This window comes from Methylobacterium sp. Leaf469 (assembly GCF_001424745.1).
In the GTDB taxonomy this organism is placed as follows: Bacteria; Pseudomonadota; Alphaproteobacteria; order Rhizobiales; family Beijerinckiaceae; genus Methylobacterium.
This window is the reverse complement of sequence record NZ_LMRE01000001.1, coordinates 1-20,849: the sequence shown is the minus strand read 5'-3', so window position 1 is coordinate 20,849 and position 20,849 is coordinate 1. Positions and strand designations below refer to the sequence as shown.

At 65.6% G+C, this 20,849-nt stretch carries 16 protein-coding genes and 6 pseudogenes; 13 read left to right on the top strand and 9 right to left on the bottom strand.

Going from position 1 to position 20,849, the window contains the following annotated elements:
* Positions 1-33 precede the first annotated feature (33 nt).
* From tssG to ASG60_RS00070, 7 genes are all read right to left on the bottom strand, one after another.
* Positions 34-1,068 carry a type VI secretion system baseplate subunit TssG gene (tssG, locus tag ASG60_RS00100; RefSeq protein ID WP_210168481.1) on the bottom strand — a complete coding sequence of 345 codons (1,035 nt, stop codon included), beginning with the start codon at positions 1,066-1,068 and terminating at the stop codon, positions 34-36.
* A complete protein-coding gene (gene tssF / locus ASG60_RS00095) occupies positions 1,065-2,873 on the bottom strand; it encodes a type VI secretion system baseplate subunit TssF (RefSeq protein ID WP_056383848.1) in 1,809 nt (602 codons plus the stop codon). Before tssF ends, tssG begins: the two co-directional genes overlap by 4 nt.
* Positions 2,874-3,649: 776 nt before the next feature.
* Positions 3,650-5,023: an LLM class flavin-dependent oxidoreductase gene (locus ASG60_RS00090; RefSeq protein WP_056383846.1), complete on the bottom strand. Its 1,374-nt coding sequence runs from the start codon at positions 5,021-5,023 to the stop codon at positions 3,650-3,652.
* On the bottom strand, positions 5,020-5,673 hold the full coding sequence (locus ASG60_RS00085; RefSeq protein ID WP_056383844.1) for a methionine ABC transporter permease: 654 nt from the start codon (positions 5,671-5,673) through the stop codon (positions 5,020-5,022). Before ASG60_RS00085 ends, ASG60_RS00090 begins: the two co-directional genes overlap by 4 nt.
* The gene (locus ASG60_RS00080) at positions 5,654-6,802 is read right to left on the bottom strand and encodes an ATP-binding cassette domain-containing protein (RefSeq protein WP_244476539.1); all 1,149 of its coding nucleotides are present in this window, start codon (positions 6,800-6,802) and stop codon (positions 5,654-5,656) included. The genes ASG60_RS00085 and ASG60_RS00080 overlap by 20 nt, the downstream gene beginning before the upstream one ends.
* Positions 6,790-7,590, bottom strand: a complete 801-nt coding sequence (locus ASG60_RS00075; RefSeq protein ID WP_056383843.1) for a MetQ/NlpA family ABC transporter substrate-binding protein — start codon at positions 7,588-7,590, stop codon at positions 6,790-6,792. Before ASG60_RS00075 ends, ASG60_RS00080 begins: the two co-directional genes overlap by 13 nt.
* Before the next feature lie 86 nt (positions 7,591-7,676).
* Complete coding sequence (locus ASG60_RS00070; protein WP_244476538.1) at positions 7,677-8,465, bottom strand: MetQ/NlpA family ABC transporter substrate-binding protein; 789 nt, start codon at positions 8,463-8,465, stop codon at positions 7,677-7,679.
* Between the two features lie 727 nt (positions 8,466-9,192).
* Between ASG60_RS00070 and ASG60_RS22330 the strand changes: the two are divergent.
* The 5 genes and pseudogenes from ASG60_RS22330 to ASG60_RS00050 form a co-directional block, all read left to right on the top strand.
* Positions 9,193-9,686, top strand: a pseudogene (locus tag ASG60_RS22330) (IS5 family transposase); the annotation flags it as partial.
* Between the two features lie 471 nt (positions 9,687-10,157).
* Positions 10,158-11,480 (top strand): site-specific integrase, encoded by a 1,323-nt coding sequence (locus ASG60_RS00065; protein ID WP_056383841.1) that lies wholly within the window; start codon positions 10,158-10,160, stop codon positions 11,478-11,480.
* Positions 11,481-11,753: 273 nt separating this feature from the next.
* Complete coding sequence (locus tag ASG60_RS00060; protein WP_056383839.1) at positions 11,754-11,987, top strand: hypothetical protein; 234 nt, start codon at positions 11,754-11,756, stop codon at positions 11,985-11,987.
* Between the two features lie 13 nt (positions 11,988-12,000).
* Positions 12,001-12,420: a hypothetical protein gene (locus ASG60_RS00055; protein WP_056383837.1), complete on the top strand. Its 420-nt coding sequence runs from the start codon at positions 12,001-12,003 to the stop codon at positions 12,418-12,420.
* 35 nt (positions 12,421-12,455) lie between these two features.
* Positions 12,456-12,809: a hypothetical protein gene (locus tag ASG60_RS00050; protein ID WP_056383835.1), complete on the top strand. Its 354-nt coding sequence runs from the start codon at positions 12,456-12,458 to the stop codon at positions 12,807-12,809.
* Between the two features lie 418 nt (positions 12,810-13,227).
* Here ASG60_RS00050 and ASG60_RS00045 read toward each other — a convergent pair whose 3' ends face one another.
* Both ASG60_RS00045 and ASG60_RS00040 read right to left on the bottom strand, forming a co-directional pair.
* Complete coding sequence (locus tag ASG60_RS00045) at positions 13,228-13,521, bottom strand: hypothetical protein (RefSeq protein WP_244476537.1); 294 nt, start codon at positions 13,519-13,521, stop codon at positions 13,228-13,230.
* 41 nt (positions 13,522-13,562) lie between these two features.
* Positions 13,563-13,904: pseudogene (locus ASG60_RS00040) on the bottom strand (transposase); the annotation flags it as partial.
* A 159-nt stretch (positions 13,905-14,063) separates the two neighbouring features.
* On the opposite strand from ASG60_RS00040, the gene ASG60_RS00035 reads away from it, so the two are divergent.
* From ASG60_RS00035 to ASG60_RS00005, 8 genes and pseudogenes are all read left to right on the top strand, one after another.
* Entirely contained in the window at positions 14,064-15,404 is a 1,341-nt protein-coding gene (locus ASG60_RS00035; RefSeq protein ID WP_056383829.1) for a hypothetical protein, read from the top strand.
* 239 nt (positions 15,405-15,643) lie between these two features.
* Positions 15,644-16,315, top strand: coding sequence for a hypothetical protein (locus tag ASG60_RS22325; protein ID WP_156398737.1), 672 nt, complete (start codon positions 15,644-15,646; stop codon positions 16,313-16,315).
* A gap of 94 nt (positions 16,316-16,409) precedes the next feature.
* Positions 16,410-17,114: pseudogene (locus ASG60_RS00030) on the top strand (helix-turn-helix domain-containing protein); the annotation flags it as partial.
* Between the two features lie 163 nt (positions 17,115-17,277).
* A pseudogene (locus tag ASG60_RS21655) lies at positions 17,278-17,565 on the top strand (transposase); the annotation flags it as partial.
* An 88-nt stretch (positions 17,566-17,653) separates the two neighbouring features.
* Positions 17,654-18,630: pseudogene (locus tag ASG60_RS00025) on the top strand (IS3 family transposase); the annotation flags it as partial.
* Positions 18,620-19,099 carry a transposase gene (locus tag ASG60_RS00020; RefSeq protein ID WP_200947642.1) on the top strand — a complete coding sequence of 160 codons (480 nt, stop codon included), beginning with the start codon at positions 18,620-18,622 and terminating at the stop codon, positions 19,097-19,099. The pseudogene ASG60_RS00025 and the gene ASG60_RS00020, both read left to right, overlap by 11 nt.
* 43 nt (positions 19,100-19,142) lie before the next feature.
* A pseudogene (locus tag ASG60_RS00015) lies at positions 19,143-19,430 on the top strand (transposase); the annotation flags it as partial.
* Positions 19,431-19,641: 211 nt separating this feature from the next.
* A protein-coding gene (locus tag ASG60_RS00005; protein ID WP_156398736.1) for an IS3 family transposase occupies positions 19,642-20,783 on the top strand; the annotation gives its coding sequence in 2 pieces (ribosomal slippage) (positions 19,642-19,909 and positions 19,909-20,783; 1,143 coding nt in all).
* Positions 20,784-20,849 lie beyond the last annotated feature (66 nt).

The window sequence follows — 20,849 nt, the reverse complement described above, 5'->3', positions numbered from 1 at the left end:
GAGCGTCCGGCTGGACGACACCCGGCGTCGGGCTCAGTGCGCGCCCCGCATGGGATCGTGCACCGACTGATCGGCGTCGCGCTCGGCGGGCAGCTGGCGCAGCCAGGCGTTCCAGCCGAGGGACGGGGCGGCCGGGCCGAGTCGGCACTCGGGCACGTCGTCCCTGCGCAGGATGATCTGGACGTCGAAGTCGAGGCCGGGGTCCATGTAGAGCCGCACGAGCTCCACCAGTTCCGCCATCCGCGTCCCGTCGGGCGCGAAGGCCGCGAAGGTCGCCGCGTCGAGGGGCCCCACCACCACCCGGAAGGTGCTGCAGGCATCCATGATCCCCGAGCCCGCGACGGCATCGACGCCGAGGCGTCCGAAGGCCGGGTTCGGCCCGGCGAGGCGGCTCTGCTCGGCGGGGGCGATGGGCAGCCAGCGTGCGATGAACGGCGCGACCCGGATCGGCGTGCCGAGCCGGTCGGCCAGGAGCACTTCGAGGCCCGCGGCCGAGCGCACGTCCTGCCCGAGCAGGCCCGCATAGGGCAGGAGTTCGGCGTCCGGGGTGGCGAGCCGGCCCCGATGCGACGGCAGGCCGAGGCCCATGAGGGCGCGCAACGCCTCCGTCATGCGGTTGGCCCCGCCGCTGCCGCGGCGCGCCACCAGGGCCGGAAGCCGATATTTCTCGGAGGTGTCGAGGAAGGCCGTGGTGATCCGGGCGACGAATACGTCGAAGAAGGCCGCGAATCCCGGATTGCGCGCCTTGCGTTCCTTGAGCGCCACCTCGGTGTAGATCGGCGGCAGCGGGCCGAGGGGGCCGGCGAGCCCGACGAAGGCGATCTCGGGAATCCCGCTCCGGTCCAGGCCGAAGCGACCGCCCGGCACGAGGGGCGTGGCGACGTGCCGGCTCGTCAGGGCGCCCGTCGCGAGGGGCCGATCGGCCGGGGCCTCCGCCTCGTCCGGCGCGGGCCTGGGGCCGAACGCCTCGACGAGGCGCAAGCCCTCGAACGGCTCGAAGCGGTCGATCTCGGCGGCGAGCTTGTCGCCGAGCCGCTCCGGGACGGCCTTTCCATCGCGCGGGCTCATACGAGCGGCCGGGCGCCGGAGCGGGCGGGCCATGTCTTCAGCGCCCGGGCGGCCCCGCGCATCCGCACGGTCAGGCGCGTGAAACTGTTGAGGTTGACGTAGAGGCCGAAGAACCGGTCGAGCACCTGCCCGAGCAGGAAGGCCGCGCCCGGATCGATGTAGCGGCGGTCCATCTCCACCTCGATGTCGAGGCCGCGTGCGAGACCGCCCTCGGCCACCCGCGCCGTCGCGCGCCGGTGCGTGACGGACACGATCCCGTCGATGAGGGTGCGGGTCTCCGGCGCATCGCGAAAGTCGTAGAGCCGCAGGATCTCGCGCAGCGCCTCCGGTCCGCCCTCGCCGTTGGAGAGCGACAGGTGGTTGAGCGTCAGGTGCGAGATCAGCCGCCACAGGAGGCCGTCGCCCGGCGTGAGCCGCAGGGTGGCGGTGAAGGGCGTCAGGGCTTTCAGGCGCCCGACCTCGCCCGGTCCGCGCAGCACCGTGAGGACCGGGTGCTCGCCGCCATAGGGCAGGCGGGCGGGCAGGTCCCGGTTGATGCAGGTGGTGTCGACGGAGAGGACCGCATCCGTGGGCGAGGCCGGGGAGGCGGCCGCATCGACGAGGGCGAGCCGGGCATCCGTGCCTTCGCCCCCTTCCGCCAGATGCCGGCGGCGCAGTTGCCAGTAGAGCGCGCCGACCGCGTCGTGCTGGGCCAGCGTCCGTCCGAACAGGGGACTCGCGTCGCGGGTCATCCCGGCGCGGTCGGTCAGGGTGACGCGTTCCACCGCGTAGACCTCGCGCGAGGCGTGCCTACGCGCGTCGGGCACGAGAGCGTACTCGCTCGCCACCTGGGTGAGCATGATCGGTTCGGCGCGCTGCTCGAACAGGTTGACGACCGGCGTGCAGGCAAGGGCGAAGGTTCCGGCGGTGCAGGCCCGTTCGAGCTCCTGCGCATGCCGGCCGAGATAGAAGAAGATCTCCAGGCGGTTGTCGGCCCGCCGCAGGGTCTTCGCCGAGAGGCGCGACAGGTCGAGGAAGAGAAACTTCTGCGGATAGGCGAAGAACTCCGTCAGCAGGCGGTAGGCCGGATGCGACCGCGGCGCGGGCGGCAGCACCGCTTCGGCGGGCTCGAACCCCACCGCGCGGATCGCGTCCGGCCCGATGAAGACGGCTCCCCCGTCCTCGGCGTGATCCGCGAGGGCGATCTCGAGGCAGTCGTTGAGCAGGAGTTCGTAGAGCGCCACCGCCGGCTGCCAGGGCGCCCGCAGGTAGAAGCGCAGGCGGTCGACGCCGAGATCCGTGAAGGTCACGCCCGGATCGACGGTCTCCAGGACGATCCGCAGGCTGGCGGGCGCCTCGACATGCGGGCAGGGCGGCGCGACGAGGGGACGCCCGGTCAGGGCGACCGAGGCGACCCGGACGGGCCAGAGCTCCACGTCCTGCGTGGTCCGGAACCGGCAGACGTCGCCCTCCAGCACCTCGCTCTCGACCACGGCGCCGCGCGGTAGGGTGATGACCTCCTTGAGGTCTGGCGGGAACGCCACCTGCGTCACGGCGAGCGCCGGGATCGGCGCGAGGTAGTGCGGATAGAGGAATTCGAGCAGTGTCTCGGTGAGCTCGGGAAAGTCGTCGTCGAGCTTGAGCCGCAGGCGCGCGGCGATGAAGGCGAAGCTCTCGATCAGCCGGGCCACATGGGGATCGTCGATGGCATCCGGCGACAGCCGCAGCCGCCCGGCGATCTTCGGATGCCGCTCGGCGAACCGGCCGCCGAGGCCGCGCAGGGCCTCGAGTTCGGAATTGTAGAAGCCGTAGAGGCGGTCGTTCACGGGGGCGCTCTCCAGGCTCGGACGGTAGAAAACCTACACCGGACGATCGGTCGAATCACGGAAAATCGCGCCGGTCTGCTTGGTTGTGCAGGGACATGGACGATGATGGTCTTCATGAGATCGTCGCAAATACAGATTTGTACTTCCGATCCGGCCAGAGGTACACGTGCTGGGTCGCGCAGCAATCGATCCCGGACGTCCTGTTGTGCCGAGCCGTCCCGTCCCTGAACCAGCGATCCGTATTCTATGCGACCCTGGGTTGTCTTGAGGAGGTGGCTCCGAGCCGGTGAAGCGTGCCCGCGGATGTTCGACCGCCGGGCGCCCGCGCTGTCGTTTCCCTGCGGGGATCGCGCTTTCTCATGCGAAGACATCGGCTCGGGATGCGCCCCCGGGCGATCGCGGTGCCTGGTGCACTCGCCTTCCTGTGCGGCGACCCGGACCCACCCGGCCAAGTCCACCTTCGCGAGCTGCCTCCCCGGGCGCGGCGGGCGGCCTGACAACGGCGCCGCCGCGAATCCCGCGCGCGTCGGTGAACGCGTCCAGGCCTACCCGTACGACGCAGCCCGAGGATACCACGGGGGATGAGGATACCACGGGGGATGAGGACATCAGGGGGATGAGGCCTGTTCGCACGATCCCACCGCTGCCTTGGCCCACGGCGCCGGCCGGACACTTGCGGATCTCTCCCTGCGACGATCTCCAAGACGCGTTTGGGGGTGTTCTGCTTCGTCCGTCTATCGCCGCGGCCATGCCCGCCGGTATCGCGGCGTCTGCCGTCAGCCGCTCACGGCGGCGGCGCCTCGGTAGGCTTGGGCGGCGTGGCGGGCGGGTAGGCGGTCGCCCGCGCCGAACAGCTTGTTTCTGAACGAGCCCGGCGCGTAGGCGGTCTTGTACAGGCCGCGGTCCTGAAGCTCGGGGATCACGAGATCGATGAAGTCCGAGAAGCTTTCCGGCACGACGATGCGGCTGAGGTTGAATCCGTCCACTTCGCCCTCCTCGACCCAGGATTGCAGCTCGTCGGCGATGGACGTGGCGTCCCCGGTCAGCACCGCGTAGCGGCCGCCGAGGCCGAGTTCCGCAAGGAGGTCGCGTTTGGTCAGCCCGCGCTTGGCCGCAGCCGCGGTGGCCGACTGGATCGCGTTGCCGGGGGCGTAGGGGATCGGCTCGTCGAGGCCGTAGCGGGCGAAATCGATGCCGGTGGAGGCGGAGAAGTGGGCGAGCCCGGCCTCGGCGCTGGCGTAGCGCATGTACTCGGCGCGCTTATCCTCCGCTTCGGCACGGGTGCGGCCGGGGATGGCGGCGATGCCGATGAACACCTTCAAGTCCTGTGGGTCGCGCCCGGCGGCGGCGGCCTCTGCCCGGATCGCCCGGACGGCGTCTCGGGCCGCCGCCTTGTCCCGCGCCGAGATGAACACGCACTCGGCGTGTCGCCCGGCGAAGGCGCGGCCCCGGCCGGAGGCGCCCGCTTGATAGAGCACGGGCGTCCGCTGCGGCGAGGGTTCGCACAAGTGGTAGCCGTCGACGGAAAGAAACTCGCCGCGATGGGAGACCGGCCGGATCAACGCTGGATCGCCGAACACCCGCGCCCCGCAGTCCCGGCGTACCGCCGCGTCGTCCCAGCTTCCCTCCCAGAGCTTGTAGAGCACCTCCAGATACTCATCGGCGTAATCGTAGCGGCGGTCGTGCGCCGGAAGGGTCTCGCCCCGGCCGCGATGGGCGCTCTCGAGATAGCCGGTGACGATATTCCAGCCGACCCGCCCGCCGGTGAGATGGTCGAGCGTCGAGAGGCGCCGGGCGAAGGTGTAGGGCGCTTCCGCGAAGACGTTGACGGTGACGCCGAAGCCGAGATGCTCCGTCACCGCCGCCATGGCCGGAACGATCAGTGTCGGGTCGTTCACCGGCAGTTGCACGGCTTCCCGTGCCGTCACGTCGATGCCGCCGCCGTAGACGTCGTAGACGCCGAGGATGTCGGCGATGAACATCCCGTCGAACAGGCCGCGTTCCAGGAGCTTGGCCTGGTCCGTCCAGTAGCGCAGCGTGTTGTACTCGGCCGAGCGGTCGCGCGGATGGGTCCAGATGCCGTGGTTGATGTGACCGACGCAGTTCATGTTGAACGCGTTGAGCCGGATCTGCTTGGCGGCGCCCGTCATCGTGCCCGGAGCCTCCGCACCACGCTGTCGCCCGCGAACTGCACGAGGCAGACGAGGACGATGAGGATCGCGATCACCACCGACATCACCGTGGTGTCGAAGCGCTGGTAGCCGTAGCGGATCGCCACGTCGCCGAGCCCACCCGCGCCGACCGCGCCGGCCACGGCCGAGGCGCCGATCATCGACACGATCGTGATGGTGAAGCCGCCGACGATCCCCGGCAGCGCCTCGGGCAGCAGCACGTGGAGCAGGATGTGGCGGCGGCGGCAGCCGATGGACTGGGCCGCCTCGACCAGTCCGGGATCGACCTGCCGCAGCGAGACCTCGGCGATCCGTGCGAAGAAGGGCGTCGCGCTGACCGCGAGGGGAACGATGGCCGCCCAGACACCGATCGTGGTTCCCACGACGAGCCGGGTGAACGGGATCAGCGCGACCAGGAGCACGATGAAGGGCACGGCGCGAAAGCCGTTCACGAGAAGGCCGACGAAGCGGTTCGTCCGCGGTGCCGGGAAGATGCCGCCCGGCCCGGAGGTGACGAGGAACAGCGCGAGCGGGATGCCGGCGGCCACCGCGATTCCCGCCGAGACGCCCACCATGAACATCGTGTCGAACGCCGCCTGCCAGAGGCGGTCAATCATCTGCGGCGACATAGCCGATTCCCTCGACGGTGACCCCGATGGCTCTCAGGCGGGCCTCTGCCTGCCGGTTCTCGGCGGCGATCAGCAGGCGGCCGACGGCGTGTCCCTGGATGCGCTCGACGCTCGCCTGTAGGAGCCGCAGCGGGCCGCCCGTCGCCGCGACGAGGGCCGACAGGTCGGGGGCAGACCGCCCGGAATAGGTGATCCGCAGGACGGCCTGGGCGCCCGGGACGGGATGCGGCACGAGCCGCTCCGCCAGATCGTCGGGCAGGTCGCGGGTGAGGGGCGCGAGCAGGGCCCGCGTCGCCGGGTGTTCCGGGGCGCCGAACACGCGCCAGACCGGACCGGACTCGGCGATCCGCCCGGCTTCCAGCACCACGACGTCCGTGCAGATCTCGCGGATCACGCTCATCTCGTGGGTGATGAGGATGATGGTCAGGCCGAGCCGCCGGTTGATATCCCGCAGCAGGCCCAGGATCGACAGGGTGGTCTCCGGGTCGAGGGCCGAGGTCGCCTCGTCGCAGAGGAGGATCTCGGGGTCGCTGACCAGGGCGCGGGCGATGCCGACGCGCTGTTTCTGCCCGCCCGAGAGGCGCGACGGATAGGCCTCCGCCTTGCCTTCGAGACCGACGAGGCGCAGCACCGCTTCCACCCGGCCTTCGATCTCCGACGGGCGGATTCCGGCCACCTTGAGCGGCAGGGCCACGTTCTGCCGGACGGTCTTGGCCGACAGCAGGTTGAAGTGCTGGAAGATCATGCCGGTGCGGCGGCGCAGGGCCACGAGGCCGTCCGTCTGGAGGGCCTCGATGGGCTCGTCGTCGACCAGCACCCGTCCCGACGTCGGCGCCTCCAGACGGTTGACGGTTCGGAGCAAGGTCGACTTGCCGGCACCCGAGCGGCCGATGATGCCGAGGATCGCGCCGGACGGAACGTCGAGGCTGACGTCGTCGAGGGCACGGACCTCGCCACCCGCAGAGCGATATGTCTTCGAGACGTTCTCGAACCGCACGGTGCCGGTGCCGCGCCGGCCCGCTTCGGTCCGGGCGGCGGGGATCGCGTCCAGGCCGATCGCCTTCGACCGGGCCGAACCCGTCGCCCCGAGGCGATCCAAAGCCAGGCTCACCATGGTCAGTTCTGCCACGCGAGCAGGTACAGCTTTTCGCTGCCGGCGAACGATGTGTGGATCTGCTGCTTCACGGCCTCGGAGTTCTGGAAGATCTGGACGAATTTTCGGATGGTCGGATCGTCCTTGCGGGTGGCTTTCGTGACGAAGCTTACGGCGAACAGCTTGTCCTCGATCCCGGAATAGATCAGCCCGCTCTTCGGGTCGAAGGCCCCGGCGGCGACGATGAAATGCGGGTAGCCCTGGGCGAGATCGACGTCGCCGGTGATCCGCACCAATTGCGGACCCTCGACCTCGGTGAATTTCAGCTTCTTCGGGTTCTCGACGATGTCGTCGACGGTACCGAGGAAGCCGACACCGTCCTTGAGCTTGATGAGGCCGGCCTTCTGCAGCAGCAGCAGGCCTCGGCCCTGGTTCACCGGGTCGTTGGCGATGGCGACCTTGCCCCCCGCCGGGATCCCGTCGAAGCTCTTATGCTTGAGCGAGAACAGCCCGATGTTCTGCAGGATGCCGAGCCCGACGATGTCGAACCGGTAGCCTTTCTGCTTCGCGGCGTTCTCCATGAAGGGGCGATGCTGGAAGAAGTTCAGGTCGATGTCGCCGGCATCGAGGGCGACGTTGGGCGTCGTCCAGTCGCTGAACTCGATCACCTTCACGGTGATGCCCTGCGCCTTGGCCTCCTTGGCGGCCGCGGTGATGGCGTCGCTGTAGGCGCCCGGCACGGTACCGATCGTCAAGGTCTTGGCCTGGGCCGCCATCGTACCCATGGAAAAAAGGGCGATGGCGAGGGTCTTCAGGAAGCGCATCGGTCGTGGACTCCGGTCGCCCAACTCGGCGAAGGCAGGGCAGGATGGGACTATCGACGTGTGGGGGGCAGTTTCACCCCCGCCGGTCAGGACGGGCGGACAGGGACGACCGAGCCGCGGTAGCGGTGGCCGATGAACCCAGCGACTTCGGCCGAGGTCAGCAGGGTTCCGAGACGCAGCACGCGGGAATCCTTCGCCAAGCCCTCGATGGTGACGAGGACGTTCGCATACGGGTTGCCCTCGGCGGCTTCGAGGGCCAACGCATCCCGCGCGGGCTCCAGCCCCGCTTCCAACGCGTAGTTGCCGTTGATCACCGCGAGCGCCACGTCGTCGAGGGAGCGCGGCAGTTGCGGAGGTGCGATCTCGACGAAGCGGAAGTTCTTCGGGTTCTCGACGATGTCGTCCACGCCCGCGTCCCTCGCCCGCAGTCGGATCAAGCCGTTCGCTTGAAGCAGCGACAGCCCGCGGCCGGTGTTGGAGACGCTGTTCGACAGGGCGACGGCACCGCCACTCGGGAGGGCCGCGAGCGACGTGGCGCGGCGGCTGTACAATCCCAGGGGCTCGACATGCACCGCCGCGACGACGGCGAAGCGCATTCCCATGGCGGCTTCCTCCGAGCGGAGGAAGGGGACGTGCTGGAAGAAGTTGGCATCGGCGTCGCCGTCACGCAGCAGGGCATTCGGGCGCAGATCGCCCGAGATCTCGATGATCTTCAGAGGCAGTTCGGGGGCGAGCTTTTCGCCGACGAATTCGAGGATCTCCGTATGCGGCAGCGAGGAGGCCACGACCCGCAGGGGCGTCGATGCGGCGCGGGCCGGTGCGATGCTCAGGGCCAGGGCGCCGGACAGGAAGACGCGACGGGTCGGTGCAAGCACGGCGCACGCTTCTCGCTGTTGTTAGAACAAGGAAAGACGATCTCTGTATCTCCAAAGGAACGGCTCGCATCAAGAGTGCTGAATATCAAAATTTTGTCACTTTGCAGACTGTTGTTTTCACATGCCGTGCTCGAAGCGCATCGATCTTCTCCCTGCACGACGCCGAGACGAGCCTTGCCGACGAAACTTCGTGTCGCGTCGGCTTGGGCTTCCAGACAAATTCGACACAGCGCTCAGCACCGTCAGTACCGGCGAACGGCGATTCTTCGATCCCGTGCGCTGGTCGGCGACCCAGGCCCGCTTCTTCTACTCGGCGACCGTCTCCGGGTTGATCCCGTCGCGTCGAAGGCGCCCCCGGGCGTTTGTCGGTTGCCGCTTCCGGCAGGCGTGCCGCCTGCGCCAGACCGCCCCGACCCGCATCCACCACGTGGAACGCCGCCCCGTTCAGGGCCCGATCGTCATCGAAGCGCTCCGCCAGTCCGTCGCCGCGCCTCTGTCACCTGACCGTTGGTATCGTGGCCGTAGGTGGTCGGGCCCCAGCGCGCCTCCGCGATCGATACCGGCTCGAAGGTCCGGTTCCAGCCGTAGACCCGCCCCAGTGCTGGCTCGGACCTCGCCTCCGGCCCCCCTGCGCGCGCCGCCACCTGGCAGATCAGCCGACACACCGCGTCATAGAGCGTCTCTGCGAAGGCTTCATCGGCGGGGTGATCGCCCCCAGGTGGACGGGATGCGACGCTACGAATTGACCGGTGCGCAGTGGGAGCCGATCGCTCCGCTGCTGCCTCCGCAGCAGCTACGCACGGGCCCTTCTTCCGAGGACAACCGGCAAATTCTGAACACTACGCTGTGGATCTTGCGGAGCGGCGCACCCTGGGCGGATCTGCCGGCCCGCTATGGTGCTGTCGGGACCGGGTCGAGCCGGTTCCATCGCGGGCGGCAGGCCAGCCGTGTTCGACCGGGTGCGGCGGCGCCTGCAGGCGCAAGCCGATGCCCGACGCGACCTCGACTGGGACCTGCACTTCGTGGACACCACGGTGGTGCGCGTCCACCAGCACGCCGGTCCGGCGCCATTGGGGGATGAGGGCACGGTCGAAGGCGGGGGGCGCCCCTGGGCGCAGCCAGGGCGGGTTGTCGACCAAGCTGCCTCTGCGCGCCGAAGGCGGTTGTGCACCCAGCACTACGGTGCTGATGGCGGGCGAGCGCCACGAGCGATTCGCCCTGGCATCAGCATGCTCTGGCTCACATGATTTTGCAGAGACGCCTTCGCCGTTGGGCTTCACGCGCCTGCGCTTCTGCCCACGATACGGTTTCACTCTTCGGAGAGAATGCCCGTGACGAGGCGGGGCAGCGCCTCGCACTTGAATTTGCCAGGATCGACTGCGCCGACGAATGGCAGCCATGATTCGAAACCCGTTACCTGTTACAAAACGGGCGACAGGTCGATCAACGACGCCATGGGGAGGTTGAAACGCGGAGCCGAATCATAAGCGAGACCAATGGCTTGATGATTGGCGCACCCGACACGATTCGAACGTGTGACCTTTGCCTTCGGAGGGCAAGTATCCAGGCTGACACCAGCCGCCGCGACCCGCCTTACCTACGTAAAAACAATGACTTAGGGCGACACTTCCCGGCAGGTATCATAGGGAGTATCCTGCAATGCTGTAGCCCCGTTGTAGCCCAGAGAGCAGCGTGACCGGTAGGTTGACCCTTCAGATCGTTAAGGCGGCTAAGCCGAGGGACGTGCGCTACACGCTCTGGGACGCAGAATTGAAGGGCTTCGGACTGCGGGTGAACGCCGACGGCACAAAGAGTTACGCGTTGAAGTACCTGTTCCGAGGTCGCCAGCGCTGGCACACCATTGGGAAGCACGGCTCACCCTGGACACCCGACACAGCGCGCAGTGAGGTGATGCGGCTCCTTGTGCAGGCACGAAATGGCATTGATCCCCAGGAAGCAAAGCAGGCACAGACGACAGCCGATCTGACGGTATTGGAACTGTGTAATCTCTACCTCGCCGCAGCCCGAGCGGGACAGATTCTGACGAAGTTCGATGAGCCGAAGAAGGCCTCAACAATCCTCACGGACGAGAGCCGCATCCAGCGCCACATAGAACCGCTGCTCGGCCGGAAGCGCGTGCAGGACGTGACTACTGACGACATCGAAGCATTCCTGCACGATGTGGCGGCGGGTAGGACCGCTCTCGACATGAGAACCGGCTCACGCGGCCGCGCGATCGTCGAAGGTGGCCGCGGGGCTGCCACCCGAACGGTCGGGCTTCTCGGCGGTATCTTCGCGTTCGCGGTGCGCAAGCGTATGCGTATCGACAACCCAGTTCGAGGCGTGCAGCGGTTCAAGGACAAGCGCAACGAGCGCTTTTTGTCAGGCCCAGAGCTTCGGCAGCTTGGGCAGGCCCTCTCTGTCTCGGACGACGCTTGGCGGCAGCACGCGGCCGATCTCGCGACTTGGAGCGAGCGCGCTGGGCGTGGAAAGCCACCTCGCCCCCCTGCACACGCCGAGAGTCTCTCGGCAACAGGCGCCATTCGGCTCCTCCTACTGACGGGGGCTCGCAAATCTGAGGTCCTGCAACTCCAATGGACGCATGTCGATCGCGAGCACGGTTATCTCCGACTGCCGACGAGCAAGACGGGCGCGAAGGCAATCCCAATCGGGACGGCGGCATTGGCCTTGATTGACTTGCAGCCGAGGCTGGAGAACAATCCATTCGTGTTCACTGGCAACGTCCCAGGCCGACCCTTTGTTGGGCTGGCGAAGGTTTGGGAACGCATCCGTGCTCGTGCAGGCCTGCCGGATGTGCGCCTGCACGACTTACGCCACTCCTTCGCAAGCGTAGGCGCGTCCGCCGGCAGTAGCCTTCCGCTACTCGGCGCTATCCTAGGACACCGCGACCCCAAGACGACACAGCGATACGCTCACATCGCGCGCGACCCAGCACGCGCTGCGGCGGAACACGTCTCGAACCTGATCGCAACCTCGCTCACCACCTTACGGTAGGCACGTCGCTATCAGTAGGCATGACGCCGCATCCCGAAGGAGCAGCGCAGCAACTCGCCGTTCAGAACATGTAGGCCGTGCAGACACCCGACGCGGTCTAACGACACCAGCCTGGGAGGGATATAACAACTGGCCGCGGTGGGAATCTGAGTTCCACGGTAAATTCCGCCGTCGGCAACGGGAATCCCTGCCCTCAGCTCCCCCGGAGCGTGCGCGAGACCCCTTCGTCATGTTCAGCCCGTCCCGTCACCCCGCCTAGAACGGTCCCCCGAAATGGAGAATGCCTATGGCTACGCCCTACGCGTGACCAACTTGACGCTGATGACCTACGACAAGCCGACCAGCCAGCGCATGTGGAAGGCCACCGGCGCGTGCTTCATGGTCAAGCCAACCCCGGTGCAGGCGGGCGCGCAGGCCATCCGGCAGGACATCGTCGTCCTCTGCACGGCGCACCTCGCCGACACAGCAGCGGGGGTGAGCCGGATCGACTGGAAGTTCGTGTACTGATGGAGCGAGCGGTATGAGCACCACATTCACCGATCCGGTCGTAGCCATCCCCCCGAGTGTCGGCATCTTCTGGGGCGTACCGGATGGTCGGCGCACCGTACTGGTGACGGACCGGACGCCCCTGGCAGTGGCAGAAACCTATGGCGACTGCCTCACCCACCCACACGGTCACTACGAGATCTGGGAGACATGGCGGGCACTTGGCGCCACGGAGCTGCGCCGACGCGGCATGCCAGCGGCCATTGCGGGACATGAGTACGAAGAGCTTCCGCGAGGGCGCGTCGTCTACATGCGCACGCCCGCGCTGTTCACCCTCTACGCCGACCGACACCTGCAGCGGCCGGAGGCGATCACGGAGCTCGTCCGTCTCTTTGGCCTCGACGGAGAGCGCCACCTTGTGCGCTCAGACGTGCACTACCGAACGCTTGGCTGATACCGAGAGCATGGACCACGGAAGCGCGGCTGCTGATGGAAGCGCCCCCCCCCTGCGAGTGGTTCGGGACCGAGGCGCGGCTCGCGAGTGCCGAGCACTTGCTGCGGCTCTGGTACCGCTCCGACGCGCTCGACCACCGCGCCGATGCGGCAGCGCTGATCCAGGCCGCTCCGGTCGACTTGCACCGGGTCTTGCGGCTTCTGCGTGAAGTCGAGGATGACGAGGGGGCGGCTCATATGCGCCTGCGGCTGGCGATCGGTGACGCACTACTCACTTCCGAGCTCTTCTTCAGCAACCAAATGGAGGAGCGGCGCGCCCGACTCAAGTCAGACCGCGTACCGGTCTGGCGTCTGCGCGATCCACCGGATCCGAATGGCGCGGGCGGATAGAACGCTCCCGCGGTCGGCACGACACACCCCTCCATCGCTGCGAGGCACACGGGACGCGCGCCTGTTCTTCGGCGGTTTCAGCGCTACATCAAAAGAACTCCCCTGCCGACCACAGATTGGGCAGGAGGGCGACTGCGGCGACCAACTACACCGCCAGCCGCCGCGTAGACCCACGTTCAGCGCGACGCAGGGCTAACCAAGCGATGACCAGCACGACCACGGTCCCTTACGCACGGCCATACTCCTACCTGCACTTGCACTTCCGAAGCTGCTGCCGCCTCAACGATGGCTCAAGAAGCGCAGGTGGTTCGATCACTCTGTTGGGCCTTCAGCCGCCCAGGTGTAGGCAGCGTGAGCCAAGCCAATCGGTCCTCCTGACGGCCATGCTCGCAGTCTCAGCGCTGGTCGACAAGGCTACCTAGCAGGGTGTTGAAGAATTCAGCCAACGGCGGGCAATGAAGGAGATTTCGTCGCCGCGGTGGACGCCGATTTCGCCGCGAAGCGAGCCGTCGGCCTGGACCTCGGCCGATCCCGAGCCGCAGACCGCCTCCATCTCGTCATTGCCATTCCAGTCGAACACGATGGCGGCGCGATCACTCCCGCAGGTGGCTCCGCCAACGAATGCCCCGGTGACACACCCGAAGGCGAACGCGCCGCAGCCGGTCTCGAAGAGGATGTAGGCCGCCTCGACCATGTCGGCGTAGTCGTCCATGTAGCCGGGCAACTCGACGATCCGCCACTTGCCCAGGACGCTCACGCCAGAGCTCCGAGCAGCGTTGGCAGGCGGACCAAGTTATAGGCCGCCGCCGTCAGAGTGAAGGCCCACCCGACCTTGTCGCGGCCTTTGAAGCGGGCCTTGCGCAGGCCGCCGACGGTCTTGATCCAGCCAAAGCCCTCCTCAATGCGCTTGCGGATCTTCTGGCACCGACCGTAGCCGGCGTGGCGAGTGGTTCGTCCGTCGATGGAGGAGCGGCGGCCGTTGGTGTTCCGGGCCACGTGCGCGCGCACGTTCATCGACCTGAGCTCGTTGACGAAGTCCTCGGCGTCATAGGCCATGTCGGCACCCACCGAGATCGCCCTGGGTCGAAGGCTCCTCGAAGATACCAGCCCATATCCCGACCTTTCTGGCTCAAGCGTGGAGCTCCACCGAAGCATAATTTCGACTTTATTACCTTTCTTCCAGATTTCATCTCGTTGACGGACGCCATCTTACGTTGTAAACTCGAATCTACAAAACCACTCACGAGAACATTGATGATCCACCTGCAGACATCGCGCAGCAGCAGTCTGCAAAAAGAAATAGTTTTATCGCTCGGGTTGCTACGCTATAGGACGAGACGCCGGTATGCGCTGCTGGTCCTAAGCTGCTACATCGACGTACCGGCCGTGAAGCGCTTGGCGGAGAGAATCGCCGCGGGTGTCAATCTGGTCGAGGTCCACCTCGCCTTCGAGCTGATGGAAGCATGGCGTGGTCGAACACCGTCCGACCTGCAATGCGAGCTGGATCAGCTACGGGCAGGCTTCGGACCCGACGTGCGTATCTGCTGGTCGCCGTTGCGGCTTGGGTCGCTCATGCATGCAAAAGCCTTTGCTGTCGTTCAGGTCACGAGCGACGGCTACGGCGAAGGTCTGGTCTGGATTGGCTCCGGGAACGCGACCCGGCCCGGCTTAGGAGGTGGCCTGACTAACAGCAGCATGAACGTCGAGCTGATGAGCCTAACCGTCGAACAGGAGGGCGTTCAGGCCTTCCTCGGGCACTGGCAGTGGCTGCTAGATAAGGCAACTTCCCTGGACGCCGCCCTGCGCCGCCATGATGAACGGAGCTTCACTTACGGCCTCCTCGCGAGCGGTGTTTACCTACACAAGTGGGAGGGCCGCATAGGCGAGAAGGTCAGCATCCGCTACGCCCTGACCCCTGAAGGGCGGCGTCGGGTGACGGTTGACCCTACCTTGCAGGCGTTCGGCGCCGATGTTGATCAGGTGACGATCTCCCGCAACCCGCTGTCTACCGTTATGGAAACGGCTGGGCAGAGATCGTTGCCGAACGGCTTCACCCGCAATTACGCCGTCGACACCCTCCTCGGACTGTGGTGCCCGCGAGACATCTGGGCCATAGCCGAGGAGGCGGTTCGCCACAGCGGTGAGTTCCAGGCTTTCCACAAGGGGTTCTTGACCGCGACAGAGACCGACCGCCTTGAGCAGCTCGTGGCCGCAGAAGGGCAAGCCGCATCGGGGATGGTGGAGCAAGGGTTGATCGTGGACCAAGAAGACCGTTTCGAGCGGTGGACCGCAAAGATTCAATTATTACGCAACAACAAGGGTCAGCTCGAACGCTTGTTCCTCCGATACGATGCGTTTGAGTTACCCTACGATTTCGGAAGCACGGACGAGCTTGAAGGGGTGAAAGCCAGCCTCCTTGAAACGCTCGCTCTGAGAGCGCGACAGTCGTTCGTCGGCACTAAGCTGCGGGAGGCCGAGGCCGCTCGGGACCTCTCTGTTCTGGAACTTACGGCGGACGAGAGAGAGGACGTTCAGGATTGGCTCGCAGGACGCCCCCGCAAAACGGGCAGCGACTCCGAAGCGTTCACCTTTTGAGGCATGTTGCGCAATCCCTCGACCTCCTCCTAACGGGCATTTCGCTGAAAACTCTTGTTGAGGTATTTGCACTCCAATCTGGCGCAGCTTCAGAACGACCTGGTCCGCGCTCGTATTCCGACCTTGCCACTTGTCCCACTTTTTCACCATGAATTAGTGTACAAATTACTCCAGTTTATAATATTTCTCAAATGACCACGGGACTCGTTGCTGCCCGATAAAGGCGAGGAAATAATAACATGAGCGAAATGCCAAATAGCTGGTTCGTGCTTCGGGCCGATGCGGAAGCGTTTCTACTCGATCTAATCGGATGCGCAGAGCTTGCAACGGTCGATCTCGACCACCTAGAGGGTAATCTGTACTATATGCGACTCGGTCGAGCAGCTCGCCGCGCGCAAATTTATCTCAAGGCAAACTCCTTGGATCGGAGCGCCCTATCGTTCATAGCGCTACACAGAGAGCTATTAAGGGACCGGCCGACCGGACCGGAATCTTCGTCTCTGCCGGATCACATGTTTACATCGGCGAAGGAGTTGGAGGACAACTTCTTGGATGCTGCCTCCGGTCTACCATTGTCCGTAGAGGCTGCTGCCCCGTTCAACGAGCTAATCGCTTCCCTCTTGAAAGCAATGAAAGAGGTTGGTTACGAGGAGATAGATCGCAAAACCGGTGAGGTGGAAGCAAATCACGCGATAGACCCAATCCAATGTTTTGGGGTTGGGAGAAAACTTGCCTACCTTGAAGAGCACCTCAGTGAAAAGAATTATGGCCGAGCCCTCGAAATTGTTGAGGAGGATCTACCCGAATGGCTAGAACACAAGTGTCCTGAGTATCTTAAGTCCATTGATTATGCGCTAAGGAATGCGATATCTGGTATCACTAATTTACAGAAACAAGAGGATGGCTACTGAGTGAGTGGCGGGTATGTTGTTCCGATGAAAAATATCAACTTATACCAAGCATCATTGAGCAAGGCTCATGCGGGGTAGCATCGCTATCTGGGCCATGATTCTGTCCTCTGGTTTTGGAGCCCGAGGAGGATGCGATGCCTGTTCCGGTACCGCTGCGGACGGATTTTGATGCCGAGGCCCTGCGCGTCCTGGCCAAGTGTTGACGTGACCCGGCCCAGACCCGCCGCCTGTTAGCGCTGTCGGTGATCGCCGCGGGCGGTATGCGCTCGGAGGCGGCCGAGATCGGCGGGGTCGGGTTGCAGACGGTGCGTGATTGGGTCGTGGCCTTCAACGCCGATGGCCCGGACGGGCTGATCGACGGCAAGGGGGAGGCGGCCGAGATCGGCGGGGTCGGGTTGCAGACGGTGCGTGATTGGGTCGTGGCCTTCAACGCCGATGGCCCGGACGGGCTGATCGACGGCAAGGCTCCCGGTGCCCGTCCGCGCCTGAACGCCGACCAGCGCGAGGTTCTTAGGGCCCTGGTCGAACAGGGGCCGACACCCGCCGCCCACGGCGTGGTCCGCTGGCGCTTGTGCGATCTGACCCAGATCCTGTGCGAGGATCACGGCGTATAGGTCTCCGAGCAGACCTTGAGCCGGGTCTTGCGGGCGATGGGCTACCGCAAACTCTCGGCTCGCCCGCGCCATCACGCCCAGGCCCCCGAGGCCGCCGCCGTTTTTAAAAAGGCTTCCCCGACCGTTTGGCGCAGATCGCGGAGGCTGTCGGGGCCAAGCCCGTAGAGATCTGGTTATGCGACGAGGTGATCCTCCCCCGCTTTCACGGACACCTCTGATACGCTCCTTGCGGGCGGGGAAGGTGTTTGATGGCCAAGACGAGACGCGAGTTCACCCCCGAGTTCACTGATCCTCCCCCGCTTTCACGGACACCTCTGATACGCTCCTTGCGGGCGGGGAAGGTGTTTGATGGCCAAGACGAGACGCGAGTTCACCCCCGAGTTCAAACGCGAGGCGGTGGCCCTGCTGGAAAGTAGCAGCCGGCCGCAGATGCAGATCGCAGCCGAGCTCGGGATCCAACCCTCAATGCTGAGGCAGTGGCGCTCGGCGCTGATGGGTGGCTCCCCACCACCGCGGAGAGCAGGGTCACCGGGAGCCGCGCCTGCGAGCCCAGTGGCGTCCCCCTCCGACCAAGCCGCTGAGATCGCCCGTCTGCGGCGTGAACTCGACCGGACGCGCATGGAGCGCGACGTCCTAAAAAAAGCGATCGGCATCTTCCGTCCTAAAAAAAGCGATCGGCATCTTCCAGGGCGAGGCCGACGGGGGGAAGCGCGAGGCCCGGCAGGCGTCCCCCTCCGACCAAGCCGCTGAGATCGCCCGTCTGCGGCGTGAACTCGACCGGACGCGCATGGAGCGCGACGTCCTAAAAAAAGCGATCGGCATCTTCGCGGAGATGCCCAAGTGACGTTCGCCTTCATCGAGCAGCATGCGAACACCTGGCCGGTGCGTCTCATGTGCCGCGTGCTCGCAGTCTCCCCCAGCGGTTACTACGGCTGGCGGTCACGTCCCGAGAGCGACCGGTCGGTGACGAACCGTCAGCTCCTTGACGACGTCCGGCGGATCCATGCCGAGCATCATCGGCGCTATGGCTCACCTCGGGTGCACGCGGCCTTGCGCGCAGAGGGCCGAACCGTCAGTCGCGGGCGGGTGGAGCGCCTCATGCGCCGTCAAGGCATCCGGGCTCTGGCAGGGCGTCGGTTCCGGCCCTGCACCACCGACAGTCGTCATGATCTGCCGATCGCGCCCAACCTCCTCAAACAACAGTTCTCGGCTGCCCTGCCCAACACGGTTTGGTTGGCCGATATCACCTACCTGCCCACCGGCGAGGGCTGGCTCTATCTGGCCGCCGTCCTCGATCTCGCCACGCGAAGAATCGTCGGTTGGTCCATGCGCGACCACATGCGGACCGAGCTGACATCGGCCGCCTTGATGATGGCCACCCAACGGCAGCGACCGGCCGCTGGGCTCATCTGTCACTCGGATCGCGGCAGCCAATACGCCGCCGAGGCCTACCGAAAGCAGCTTGCCGACATGAAGGCGACGCCCTCCATGAGCCGTACGGGCTGTTGTTACGACAATGCTCCCATGGAAAGCTTCTTCCACACACTCAAGGTCGAACTCGTCCACCAACGACGATGGGCGACCCGGGACGAGGCCCGACGCGACCTGTTCGCCTACATCGAGGGCTACTACAATCGGCAGCGCATCCACTCGGCGCTCGGTTACATCACGCCCGAGCAAGCCGAGCCGAATGCAAGCTAAACCCCGTGTCCGCGAAAGCGGGGGAGGATCAGAGGCCCGTGTCGGCCACAGCCGCTCTCGCTCGGCTGCCCTCGTCACCAACCTGGAGGCGTGGCTGCGGGAGAACCGCGCCAGGCTCTCGGTAAAAGCTCCCACAGCCGCGGCGATCGACTACCTGGTCAAGCGCTGGACCGCCTTCACCCGGTTCCTTGATGACGGACGCATCTGCCTCTCCAACAATGCCGCCGAACGCGCTATCCGGCCCATCGCGGTAGGCCGCCGCAACTGGATCTTCGCCGGGTCGGATGCGGGCGGCCATCGCACTGCTGCCCTCTACACGCTGATCAAGACCGCCAAGCTCAACGGCATCGACCCGCAGGCGTGGCTCGCCGACGTGCTCGCGCGGCTACCCGACCATCCCGCCCGGTGCATCGACGATCTGCTGCCGTGGAACTGGACCCAGCGTCAGTCCCGGCAGATTGCCGCCTGAAACCCCGCCGGGACTACCAACGCGGCCTTCACCGAAGGCGTACGCTCCAGGTGCCCACGCCGTGCTCCTGCTCGATCAGGCCGGCTGGCACACCACCAGGAAGCTGCCCGTCCCCAACAACATCACCCTACTGCCCCTGCCGGCGCTCTCACCCGAACTCAACCCCGTCGAAAACCTCTGGCAGTTCATACGGGACAACTGGCTCGGCAATCGCATCTTCCGATCCTATGCCGACATCCTCAACCACTGTTGCGATGCCTGGAACAAGATTATCGCCCAGCCCTGGCGCATCACGTCCATCGGATTGCGCCAATGGGCACATGCGTGCTGATCAATGAGAGCTGGTATAACTCCTCAATCAAACTAACCCGCGACAGGCTGACGTGACTGGCTGGCTTTGGACCGGGCTGATTGAGAGGATCAGCCAGGACCGAAGGAGCTGGACATGCGGCGAGGTCAGAAGACGGGTGCGGAGCTGACGTGACTGGCTGGCTTTGGACCGGGCTGATTGAGAGGATCAGCCAGGACCGAAGGAGCTGGACATGCGGCGAGGTCAGAAGACGGGTGCGGAGCAGGTGGTGCTGAAGCTTCGCCAGATCGAGGTTCAGACGGCGCAGGGCAAGAGTTTGGCCCTGGCCTGCAAGGAGGCCGAGATCTCCGAGCAGAGCTACTATCGCTGGCGCAAGGAGTACGGCGGCTTGCCGATCGACCAGGCGCGCCGGATGAAGGATCTGGAACGTGAGAACGCGCGATTGCGCCGGCTCGTGGCTGATTTGTCTTTGGAGAAGCAGGTGCTGGCGGACGTCGCCGCGGGAAACTTATAGCCCCGGAGCGACGTCGGCAGGCCGTCGACGGCATCAGGGAGAAGTATGGTCTCTCAGAACGCCATGCCTGCCGGATCGTTGGCCAGCACCGGGGCACGCAACGCTACATACCGACTGTGCCGGCTGACGAGGATGCGCTGACCCGCGCCATCATCGCCTTGGCGTCTGAATACGGACGCTATGGCTACCGCCGTGTCACCGCGCTGCTGCAGGCAGCGGGCTGGCAGGTGGGCAAGGACCGGGTTCAGCGGATCTGGCGTCGTGAGGGGCTCAAGGTCCCGCAAAAGCATCGGCCGCGAAGCCGGTTGTGGTTGAACGATGGCTCCTGCGTGCGGCTGCGGCCTCTCCATCGCAATCACGTCTGGAGCTTCGATTTCGTGCAGACACAGACCCACGACGGGCGGAGCCTGCGCATCCTGACGCTGATCGACGAGCACAGCCGGGCGTGCTTGGCGCTGAAGGTGGCCCGGCGCATCAACAGCCTGGGCGTGATCGAGGCGCTGGCCGATGCGATGTGTCTGCACGGCATCCCAGAGAACATCCGCTGCGACAATGGTCCAGAGATGATCTCGAAGGCTTTGCGGAAATGGGTCGCCAAAACCGGCCCGCAGATCCAGTACATTGCACCAGGATCGCCGTGGGAGAATGGCTACTGCGAGAGCTTCAATGGCAAGCTAAAGGACGAGTGTCTACGCCAAGAGATCTTCTACTCGCTCAAGGAGGCACAGACCGTGATTGGGATCTGGCAGAATACCTACAACCGCGTTCGGCCGCATTCGTCGTTGGGCTACCGGCCACCTGCGCCTGTCACCCTCCCGGATCTGGCCTTCCGGCTACCCATGGCCGCCACCATGCAGTAGCCTTCCAATTGGCTCGGTCCAAAATACCGGTCAGGTCAGGCTCGGTCCAAAATACCGGTCAGGTCA